Raw genomic sequence first — 10,251 nt, forward strand, 5'->3', positions numbered from 1 at the left:
AAAATATTAATCGCATTGGATACTAAATAATACCAAGATAAACCTGAAGCGTAATTGTTAAGGAATACAAAGAAGAAAACTGGCATTACATACATCATGTATTTCATGAATTGCATGTTTGGCATTCCTTCTTGTTGTGGCATTTGGAAGTTATCCATAGATCCAGAAACTTTAAAATAAATCATCATTGCAACAATGTATAATAAAGCGAATACACTTAAGTGACCATTAAGGAATGGAACCCATTCTGGTAATTTGATTAAATCATCGAATGCTGTTAAATCATCTACGAACCAGAAAGGAACACCTCTCAAGTCGATTAAGTTCGGGAAGAAACGGAATAACGCATAGAAAATAGGAATTTGTAATAATGCTGGTAAACATCCTGCTAATGGATTGATTCCTGCATTACGATAAATTGCCATTGTTTCTTGTTGCTTCTTCATCGCATCTTTTGGATCCTTGTATTTTTCGTTGATTTCATTCAACTCTGGACGAACAACTTTCATCAATGCAGATTGACGGTATTGTTTGTACATAATTGGAGATAAAATCAATTTTACAACGATTGTCATCAAGAAGATTACCCATCCTAAAGGAATACTCATTGCTGCCAACCATTTAAATACATTCAAGAAGAAATATTTATTCAACCAACCAAATAATCCCCAACCAAAGTCAATTAAGTTTTGGAATCCTTTGTCGTTGTAATCTTTCAACATTTTATAATCCAATGGAATAAAATCCCATGTGAATTTTGAATTGATTTCACTATTTTTCAACTCTAACTTTGAGTTTAAGTGATAGTGTTTACTATAAGTTAAATCCTCTTTATCAGAGTTTTTAGAACCACCTTTTGTTGTTTTAAACCCTTCATCATTTGATAAAACTGTTGCGAAGAATTGTTGTTTGTTGGCTACCCAAGAAATAGCTTCCTCTTCTTCCCATTCGTCAGAACCAAATAATTCGTATTCGATGTCTTTGTTTCCTTTGAACTGAAAATAAGTATGCGACCAATATTTTTCTTGATCTTTCCCTTTTTCAGTACTGAAACCGTCCATTTTCCATGCTAAATCTACATTTTTCTCAGAAGTGATATTAGATAAACCTTGCGTTTTAACTTCGAAATCGATACCATAAGAATCGCCTAATGTATAGATGTATTGAATTTGACTATTTTGAGCATTTGCTGTAAACGTTACAATTGTATTGTTCGCATTTTTCTGTACTTGAGGTACAAATACTAAATCCGAAACATTAAGAACAGCTCCTTGTTTTGTTTTGAATGATAAATTGAACTTACTTGATCCATCTTTTATCAAATGTAAAGGATCTTTGTGTCCATCTTTTTTGTCATTGTAAGCTGTATATCCAACGATTTGTACGTCAGAAATTTGAGCTCCTTTTGGCGAAAAAGTAACTTTTAGTTTATCATTACTAACTTCAACATCTTTTGCTAATGTAGGATCTACAGTTTGAAAAGCTTGTGTTGTAGCTGTTTTATTTAATTGTTCCTGTTTTTTCGCTTGCTCTTGCTTTTGAACTAATTCTTTTTTCTGAGCTTCGACCTCCGCTTCCGAAGGTTTGTTTAGAAAATAGAATACGCCAAAAAGAATTGCAATTAAAATAAAACCAATCGTTTGGTTAAAATCAAATTTTTTCTCTTGTTGCATTTAATAAATCATTTTGTTTATTCAATAAAGAAGCTTCGATAAAACTTATAAATAAAGGATGTGGCGAAGCAACTGTACTTTTATATTCCGGATGGAATTGTACACCTATATAATATGGGTGTTGATTATGTTCTAAAATTTCTACTAATTCTGTTTCAGGGTTTTTACCAACTGGAATAAAATTGTTTTCAACAAATTCATCGTAAAAATCATTGTTGAATTCATATCTATGACGATGACGTTCTAAGATTTCGGTTGTGTTGTAAATTTTCTCAATTTTTGAATTTGGAGTTAATTCACATTTCCAATTTCCTAAACGCATTGTTCCTCCTTTGTCCGATACATCTTTTTGATCTTCCATCAAACTGATAACTGGATAAGGCGTTGTTAAATCCATTTCTGCTGAATCTGCTTTTTCGTAACCTAAAACGTTACGCGCAAATTCAATTGCCATAATTTGCATTCCCAAACAAATTCCTAATGTTGGAATATTATTTCTTCGTGCATAATTTGCAGCAATTATTTTACCTAAAATACCACGATCTCCAAAACCTGGTGCAATCAAAATTCCCGAAACGCCTTTCAACTGCTCTCCAACATTGTCTTCTGTAATATCACCAGAATATACCCAACGAACTTTTACATTCGTTTCGCAAGTTGCAGCAGCATGTGTAAATGCTTCTGTAATTGATTTATAAGAATCGTGTAACGAAACGTATTTACCAACTAAAGCAATTTCTATTTCGTTTTTAGGATTTTTATGATTTGATAAGAATTTGTTCCAAACTGTAAAATCTGGTTCTTGATCAGTTGGCAAATCTAAGCCTTTTAAAACAACTTCGTCAAAATTTTGTTTATGTAATAAGAATGGAACCTCATAAATTGTGTCTGCATCCATACTTTCGATTACATTTTCTTTGCGAACATTACAGAATAAAGCCAATTTAGCTTTTACATCTTTTGGTAAATGACGCTCCGTACGTGTAACTAAAACATTGGCATGAATACCATTTTCCATTAATGTACGAACAGAATGTTGAGTAGGTTTTGTTTTTAATTCACCCGCAGCAGCTAAATAAGGGACTAATGTTAAGTGAATAACAGAAGAATTATGTTCTCCTAATTCCCAAGTTAACTGACGGATAGATTCGATATAAGGTAAAGACTCAATATCTCCAACCGTACCTCCAATTTCAGTAATGATGATATCATAATCACCTGTATTACCTAATAATTTGATACGACGTTTTATTTCGTTTGTGATATGAGGAACAACTTGAACTGTTTTTCCTAAATAATCTCCACGACGTTCTTTTTCTATAACTGTTTGATAAATACGACCTGTAGTAACTGAGTTAGCACGAGACGTTGCACGGTTCAAGAAACGCTCATAATGTCCTAAATCTAAATCGGTCTCTGCACCGTCTTCCGTAACGTAACATTCTCCATGCTCGTAAGGATTAAGTGTTCCTGGGTCTACATTTATATAGGGATCCAATTTCTGAATTGTTACTCTATATCCTCTTGCTTCTAGTAGCATTCCTAATGATGATGCTACGATTCCTTTTCCTAACGACGATGTTACTCCTCCGGTAACGAAAATGTACTTTGGTGCTTTGTTTGTTTCCATTGAATCTTTAAATCAATGGTTGCAAATTTACGAATAAATAATGGGGTAAAAAAAAGTGGGAGTGAAATTTAGAAAAATAAAAATAGGCAAGCGATCTACATCACACCGCTACGACCGTATACCTTTGCTACGTTCCCGTCCTGGAGGATTCAACAGGAGCTGGTTGTGTAGGACTTGCCTGATGCAAAGGTAAGAAAGTTTTGTAAAAATAAAAGTGTTTATTGAAAAAACTTTCTTGTTGCTTAGGTCTGATTGAATTAATAGATTGATTTACAAATAAAAATTAGAACTAAAAAAGTAATTGATATTGTAAAAAATAATTGAAGAAAAGAATTTATGAAGATAAATTCCTTTTTAAATCATACAATTTAATAGAGAAAGAATTACGAGATATAATTATCTTTGCAGAATGATTAGTTTTAATAAAATTTTCAAAAACTCTTTGGTGCTTACAGCAATTACATTAGCATTGTTTTTCGCGCTTTACTTTTATTTTTCTTTAAACGGAACAGTTTCTGTAAAAGATTATTACACTTACAGCTTCATGATTTGCTGTTTTATTGTATTACCTTTGTATGCATTATATTGTTTTTTAATAATTTTCAATTTATCGAAAAATAAAGCAAAAAATCATCAAACTTCAGAAGAATTAATGACTTTCAAAGAAGGTTTTAAAGTTGGTTTCTACACGATTTTCTTTGCAGGAATCATGAGTTTGATTGTTATTTTTGTATTCTTCAATACTTATGGAGAATGGGCACAAGATAGTTTGAAACAAGGGTTATTAGATACTTTTACGTCTAATATGTCTGATCCAAAAGTCGCAAAAGATATCGAAACATTTAGAAATTCGGATGATTATAAAACACTTAATTTATTTACTGTGAAAAACTTCTTCGGATTATCCTCAATTTTCTTATCTTTCTACATCGCAATTGCAGCGATGTTTTCACAATTCTTAAAAAAACGTGTTTTTTAACATATGGATATTTCAGTTGTTGTTCCTTTACTGAACGAACAAGATTCCTTAGAGGAATTATTCTACAGAATCAAAAAAGTCTGTGAACAGAATGATTTTACATTCGAAGTTATTTTCGTTGATGACGGGAGTACAGATGATTCGTGGCAAATTATAGAGTATATTGCCAACTTCAATACAGAAGTGAAAGGAATTAAATTCCGTAAAAATTATGGTAAGTCTCCAGCACTTAGCGCGGCTTTTAAAGAAGTGAAAGGTGATGTTGTGATTACTATGGATGCAGATTTACAAGATTTTCCTGAGGAAATACCGTCGTTATACAAAATGCTGAAAAACCAAAAAGCAGATATTGTTTCGGGTTGGAAAGAAAATCGTCAAGATAATAAATTGACAAAAAATCTTCCTTCGAAATTATTCAATGGTGTAGCACGTAAAACCTCTGGTGTAAAATTGCACGATTTTAACTGTGGTTTGAAAGCTTATCGTTGGGAAGTAACGCAAAATATCGAATTGTATGGTGATATGCACCGTTATATTCCTGTTTTAGCGAAAAATGCGGGATATTCGAAAATTATTGAGAAAAAAGTAAAACATCAAGCGCGTAAATATGGTGTTTCAAAATTTGGAGCAAATCGTTTTGTAAATGGTTTCTTGGATTTGATTACACTTTTCTTTGCGTCAAGGTTTGGGAATAAACCAATGCATATTTTCGGTTTATTGGGTACATTGATGTTTATTTTAGGGTTTTTCGCTTCATTTTATTTAGGAATCGAGAAATTATATAAAGTTTATATTTCCCATACACCAGCCAGATTAATCACAGATAGTCCTTATTTTTATATTTCGTTAGTTTTTATGATTTTAGGAACGCAATTATTTTTGGCGGGATTTTTGGGCGAGTTAATTGTTCGCAATAATCGCGAAAAACAATTGTATTTAGTTCAAAAAGAATTGAATTTAAACTAATTAAATAACCAACTACTATGAAGAAAATATTTTTATTAGGATTTTTAGGTTTAGTTGCAACTTCGTGTTCATCATCAATTGATGGAGAAGGTGCTGCAACGGCTCAAAAAGAATATACAGCTGATAATATCAAAGATTTGAGCGTTTCGTGTAATTGTAATGTTATTTTAGTTCCAGGAAATAAATCTGGAGTTAAAGTAGAATCGCATCAAAATATTATTGATAATTTAGAAGTTGAAGCAAAAAATAATGCGGTTACAATCAAAGAAAAATCAAATGTAGACCATTATAGTGCCTATGATTTGTACGTTTATGTGACACGAGATTTAGAAAAGATTGATGCAAATAAACAAACTTCTTTGACTACTTCTGGAACATTGAATGTTGATGAATTGACTATCTCTGCGAAAGATCAAGCGAGAATTAATCAAACTTTTTTGATTACAAACAACTTTGATTTGAAAGCAGATGATCAATCTAATATTATGTTAGAAGGAACTGCTGGAACTATGAAAGTGAAAGCTTATGGCGAAGCACAATTGAATTTATTCAAATACGAGGTCAATGAAGCTAATTTCACAACAGATGATAACGCTTTATTAGACATCAATGCACGCCAAACCTTATATGGTTCTGCAAAAGGAAACTCAATTGTAAATTTTATGGGCGATCCTAATAAGGATACAAAAATTGCCGACCGCGCCCAAGTATTAAAAAAATAAAAGATAAGAATGACTTCAAGTTTAGATAATGCTAAATTATGGCTTTCTGACGCTTATGATGCGGAAACAAGAAAAGCTGTTCAAGATTTAATTGATAATAATCCAACCGAATTAGACGATTCTTTTTATAAAAACCTTGAGTTTGGAACAGGAGGAATGCGTGGTATAATGGGTGTTGGAACAAATCGTTTAAACAAATATACACTTGGTGCAGCAACGCAAGGTTTAGCAAATTATATTAATCAACAATTTCCGAATAAAGAGAAAAAAGTTGCGATTGCATACGATGTTCGTCACAATTCGGATACGTTTGCAAAAATGGTTACCGATGTTTTGACTGCGAATGGAATCAACGTTTATTTGTTTGAATCTTTTCGCCCAACGCCAGAATTGTCTTTTACAGTTCGTCATTTAGGTTGTGATGCTGGAATTGTGTTGACAGCTTCCCACAATCCTCCGATTTACAATGGTTACAAAGTTTATTGGAATGATGGAGCGCAAATTGTTCCGCCACAAGATGGAGAAATTATTAATGAAGTAAATAATGTAAAAGTAGAAGAAATCAAATTTCAAGGTAACGATGCATTGTTAACGTATATAGGTAAAGAAATTGATGAAGCTTTTATTGATGCATGTGTAGCGAACGGAAGTTTTACACAAGATGGTAAGGAAGATATAAAAATTGTTTTTACTTCTATTCACGGAACTGCCGTTGCAATTACGCCAAAAGCTTTTGATAAAGCTGGTTTTACTCAAGTTCATCAAGTTGCTGAACAAGCAATTCCAAGTGGAGATTTCCCAACAGTAAAATCGCCAAATCCAGAAGAACCAGAGGCTTTGACTATGGCAGTTACTTTAGCGAATGAAATTGGTGCTGATGTTGTGATTGGAACAGATCCTGATGCGGATCGTGTAGGTGTTGCAACGCGTAACAATGAAGGTGAAATTGTTTTATTAAATGGTAACCAAATGAATACTGTTTTGGCTTATTATTTATTAGAAAAATGGCAAAAATCGGGGAAATTAGTTGGAAATGAATTTATCGGATCGACAATCGTAACGTCTGATATTTTCTATGATATTGCTGCGAAATTCAATGTTGATTGTAAAGTAGGATTAACAGGTTTCAAATGGATTGCTGATATGATTCGCAAATTCGAAGGCAAAGAAAGTTTTGTTGGAGGAGGAGAAGAATCATTCGGATTTATGGTTGGAGACTTTATCCGTGATAAAGATTCTGTTACAACAGCTTTATTGGTTTCTGAAATTGCTGCTGTACAAAAAGCAAAAGGAAGTTCTCTGTACAATAAATTAATGGAAATCTATCTTGAAATCGGAAAAGCATATCAAGAAGATTTAATTAGTATTGTAAAACCTGGAAAAGAAGGTGCAGAGTTAATTGCTAAAATGATGGTTGAATTTAGATCAAATCCTCCAAAAGAATTAGCAGGATCTAAAGTTGTTCGTGTAAAAGATTTTCAATCTTCTATCGACAAAGATTTAATTTCTGGTGAAGAAAAAGCGATTGAGATACCAAAGTCAAATGTATTGATTTTCTATACAGAGGATGGAAGTAAAGTAGCTTGTCGTCCTTCTGGAACAGAACCAAAGATTAAATATTATTTCTCTGTAAATGCTTCACTTTCTAACAAAGAAGATTATCCAGCTGTTCAACAAACGTTGTTAGCGAAAATCGATTTATTGAAAGAAGATTTTAGCAAATAATCATTCAAGAATAAATATTAAAATAAATAGAAAATGGCCGTCAATTTTGACAGCCATTTTTTATATGATTAAATTTTTAATGTTAGAAAAACATCGAAAATAGATAATAAAATCCTGTTGCAATAAGTGCAGAAACTGGAATTGTCAAAATCCAAGCCCATAATAAACTAATTGTAACTCCCCAACGAACGGCAGAAACTCTTTTTACCATTCCAACACCAATAATAGATCCTGTGATCACGTGAGTTGTAGAAACTGGCATTTTGATATGTTCAGTAAAAAATAATGTAATAGCTGAAGCTGTTTGAGCAGTGAAACCTTCGATAGGAGTAATTTTTGTAATTTTATTTCCCATCGTTTTTAGGATTTTCATTCCGCCACCTAAAGTTCCTAAAGCAATTGCAGAGAAACACATAATCGGAACCCAATCGTGAATATCAGTACTACTTGTTGTGATGAACCAATGCTTCCAATTGAAAACATCATTCAAAATCCAATCATTCATATCCGTATTAACAATTGCAGTTTGATTAGCAAGTAAAGCAAACGTGATCACTCCCATTACTTTTTGAGAATCATTCAAACCATGACCAATACTCAACATCGCAGAAGAAACTAATTGCAATTTCTTGAACCAAGCATCTGCTTTATGTGGTTTTGCATTTCGACAAAGATTCAGCGTGATGATGTAAATAACATTACCAGCGACTAAACCAATAATTGGTGCAACCAAAATAAAAGCGATAATCGTTAAGATAATCGTACTGTTAATAGCAGAAAAATCATAACCTGTTGCAGCTAATGCACCTCCAGCTAAACCACCAATCAAGGTGTGAGATGAAGAGGAAGGGATTCCTAATTTCCAAGTTAAAATATTCCAAGTGATTGCTGCAGAAAGCGCCGCCATAACAACGATAGATGGATTGGATCCAAATGCGACGACAACATCTTCTTTAATAATTTTTGCGATTGTGTCTGCAACTCCAAATTCTCCAATGATAAATTTGGCAATGAAGAAAGCAACAAAATTGAAGAATGCAGCCCATATAACGGCTTGAATAGGAGTTAAAACCTTTGTAGTAACAACCGTTGCAATAGAGTTTGCGGCATCGTGAAAACCATTTAAGAAATCAAATAAAATGGCTAAGCCGATAATGATAAATAATACAGTTAATTGCATGGCGCAAATTTAAAACTTTATTAAACTTATCATTTATCAATTTCGAAAATTATTTCAAAAATAAAAAAGGAGCTAATAAAAGCTCCTAAATATTAATGATATTGATTGTTATTTTTAAATAAATAATGTTACGATGTAGTAGATTAATGCAGCTAATAATGCAGAGACTGGGATAGTAAGAACCCACGCCCAAAGTAAACTGATTGTAACTCCCCAACGAACTGCAGATACACGTTTCGTTAAACCTACACCAATAATAGAACCTGTAATTGTATGCGTTGTAGAAACTGGAATTCCGAAATGCTCAGAAATATAAAGCGTCATTGCTCCAGAAGTTTCAGCAACTACACCTTCCAATGGCGTTACTTTTGTAATTTTAGAACCCATCGTTTTGATGATTTTCCATCCACCACCCATTGTACCTAATGCGATAACAACAAACGATGTAATAGGAACCCACATCCAATGCGCTACGAAATACTGGAATTTATCTTCTGCTTGTACATAAGCCGGATCAAAATCGACATTAATGTGATAAAAGATAACCGCTGCTCCAATAATACCCATTACTTTTTGCGCATCATTCATACCATGTCCTAAAGAGAAAAGAGCAGAAGAAACTAATTGTAATTTCTTGAACCACCATTCTGCTTTTGCAGGTTTGGCTCTTTTGCAAATATGAAGCGTGATTATGGTTAATATCGAGGCGATAATCATACCAATTAATGGTGCTAATACGATAAAGCAAATAATTGGAATTACTTTTTTGTAAACAATTACATCTTCTCCACCAGCAGAAAAACCACCGGCGTGAGCTAATGCAGCTCCAATGAAACCACCAATTAATGTATGAGAAGAAGAAGAAGGAATACCAAACTTCCATGTTAATAAGTTCCAAGAAATTGCAGCGATAATTCCAGCTAAAATAACTTCTAGTGTAATAAAATGCTCGTTAATCGACTTTGCAATAGTGTTACCAATCTTAAATTCTCCAATCCAATAAACTGAAATAAAGTAAGCAGCAAAGTTGAATGCGGCAGCCCAAAGTACAGCTTGAAAAGGCGTTAAAACCTTAGTTGCAACAATTGTAGCAATTGAGTTTGCGGCGTCGTGAAAACCATTAATATAATCAAAAACAAAAGCTAAGACGATAATAGTAATCAATAACATTCCTGGCGTAGACGATAACATGCTCGAAAACGCTGAAAAAAAATCTGTCATAATCTTTTAGATTAAGTTTTGGTTATGAATGTTTTACCGCTACAGCTTCCAATACGTTAGCAACACTTTTACACTTGTCTGTTGCAGATTCTAATGAAGATAAAACCTCCTTATACTTGATGATATTTTTAACATCAGTTTCGTTTTCGAAAATT

8 protein-coding genes, 1 other RNA gene and 1 pseudogene are annotated in these 10,251 nt (G+C 33.0%); 4 read left to right on the forward strand and 6 right to left on the reverse strand.

The features are described from left to right. The 3 genes from yidC to ffs form a co-directional block, all read right to left on the reverse strand. The coding region (yidC, locus tag B2X73_RS12090; RefSeq protein ID WP_291096530.1) for a membrane protein insertase YidC at positions 1-1,673 on the reverse strand (1,673 nt) is incomplete at its 3' end. Next, positions 1,651-3,303: a CTP synthase gene (locus B2X73_RS12095; RefSeq protein WP_125349700.1), complete on the reverse strand. Its 1,653-nt coding sequence runs from the start codon at positions 3,301-3,303 to the stop codon at positions 1,651-1,653. The genes yidC and B2X73_RS12095, both read right to left, overlap by 23 nt. Before the next feature lie 81 nt (positions 3,304-3,384). After that, positions 3,385-3,483: signal recognition particle sRNA small type (gene ffs / locus B2X73_RS12100), an RNA gene on the reverse strand. Positions 3,484-3,712: 229 nt separating this feature from the next. Here ffs and B2X73_RS12105 point away from each other — a divergent pair. The 4 genes from B2X73_RS12105 to B2X73_RS12120 are packed head-to-tail and all read left to right on the forward strand — an operon-like array spanning position 3,713 to position 7,695. Then, positions 3,713-4,282 (forward strand): DUF4199 family protein, encoded by a 570-nt coding sequence (locus B2X73_RS12105; RefSeq protein WP_114998993.1) that lies wholly within the window; start codon positions 3,713-3,715, stop codon positions 4,280-4,282. A gap of 3 nt (positions 4,283-4,285) precedes the next feature. Continuing rightward, positions 4,286-5,248 (forward strand): glycosyltransferase family 2 protein, encoded by a 963-nt coding sequence (locus tag B2X73_RS12110; protein WP_114998995.1) that lies wholly within the window; start codon positions 4,286-4,288, stop codon positions 5,246-5,248. A gap of 17 nt (positions 5,249-5,265) precedes the next feature. Continuing rightward, positions 5,266-5,970, forward strand: a complete 705-nt coding sequence (locus B2X73_RS12115) for a GIN domain-containing protein (protein ID WP_125349699.1) — start codon at positions 5,266-5,268, stop codon at positions 5,968-5,970. Positions 5,971-5,979: 9 nt separating this feature from the next. Next, positions 5,980-7,695, forward strand: coding sequence for a phospho-sugar mutase (locus tag B2X73_RS12120; protein WP_286495354.1), 1,716 nt, complete (start codon positions 5,980-5,982; stop codon positions 7,693-7,695). Positions 7,696-7,777: 82 nt separating this feature from the next. Here the strand turns inward: B2X73_RS12120 and B2X73_RS12125 are convergent, their stop codons facing one another. From B2X73_RS12125 to B2X73_RS15295, 3 genes and pseudogenes are all read right to left on the reverse strand, one after another. Next, positions 7,778-8,875 carry an inorganic phosphate transporter gene (locus B2X73_RS12125; protein ID WP_038335433.1) on the reverse strand — a complete coding sequence of 366 codons (1,098 nt, stop codon included), beginning with the start codon at positions 8,873-8,875 and terminating at the stop codon, positions 7,778-7,780. Between the two features lie 114 nt (positions 8,876-8,989). Beyond that, complete coding sequence (locus B2X73_RS12130) at positions 8,990-10,096, reverse strand: inorganic phosphate transporter (RefSeq protein WP_291096532.1); 1,107 nt, start codon at positions 10,094-10,096, stop codon at positions 8,990-8,992. 22 nt (positions 10,097-10,118) lie between these two features. Then, positions 10,119-10,251: pseudogene (locus B2X73_RS15295) on the reverse strand (DUF47 domain-containing protein); the annotation flags it as partial.

It is taken from the genome of Empedobacter sp. UBA7252, assembly GCF_002472765.1.
In the GTDB taxonomy this organism is placed as follows: Bacteria; Bacteroidota; Bacteroidia; order Flavobacteriales; family Weeksellaceae; genus Empedobacter; species Empedobacter falsenii_B.

Bases quoted from the DNA above. Each gene is read 5' to 3' on its own strand.
- B2X73_RS12095 (WP_125349700.1), bottom strand. From the start codon at position 3,303: ATGGAAACAAACAAAGCACCAAAGTACATTTTCGTTACCGGAGGAGTA.
- B2X73_RS12105 (WP_114998993.1), top strand. From the start codon at position 3,713: ATGATTAGTTTTAATAAAATTTTCAAAAACTCTTTGGTGCTTACAGCA.
- B2X73_RS12110 (WP_114998995.1), top strand. From the start codon at position 4,286: ATGGATATTTCAGTTGTTGTTCCTTTACTGAACGAACAAGATTCCTTA.
- B2X73_RS12115 (WP_125349699.1), top strand. From the start codon at position 5,266: ATGAAGAAAATATTTTTATTAGGATTTTTAGGTTTAGTTGCAACTTCG.
- B2X73_RS12120 (WP_286495354.1), top strand. From the start codon at position 5,980: ATGACTTCAAGTTTAGATAATGCTAAATTATGGCTTTCTGACGCTTAT.
- B2X73_RS12125 (WP_038335433.1), bottom strand. From the start codon at position 8,875: ATGCAATTAACTGTATTATTTATCATTATCGGCTTAGCCATTTTATTT.
- B2X73_RS12130 (WP_291096532.1), bottom strand. From the start codon at position 10,096: ATGACAGATTTTTTTTCAGCGTTTTCGAGCATGTTATCGTCTACGCCA.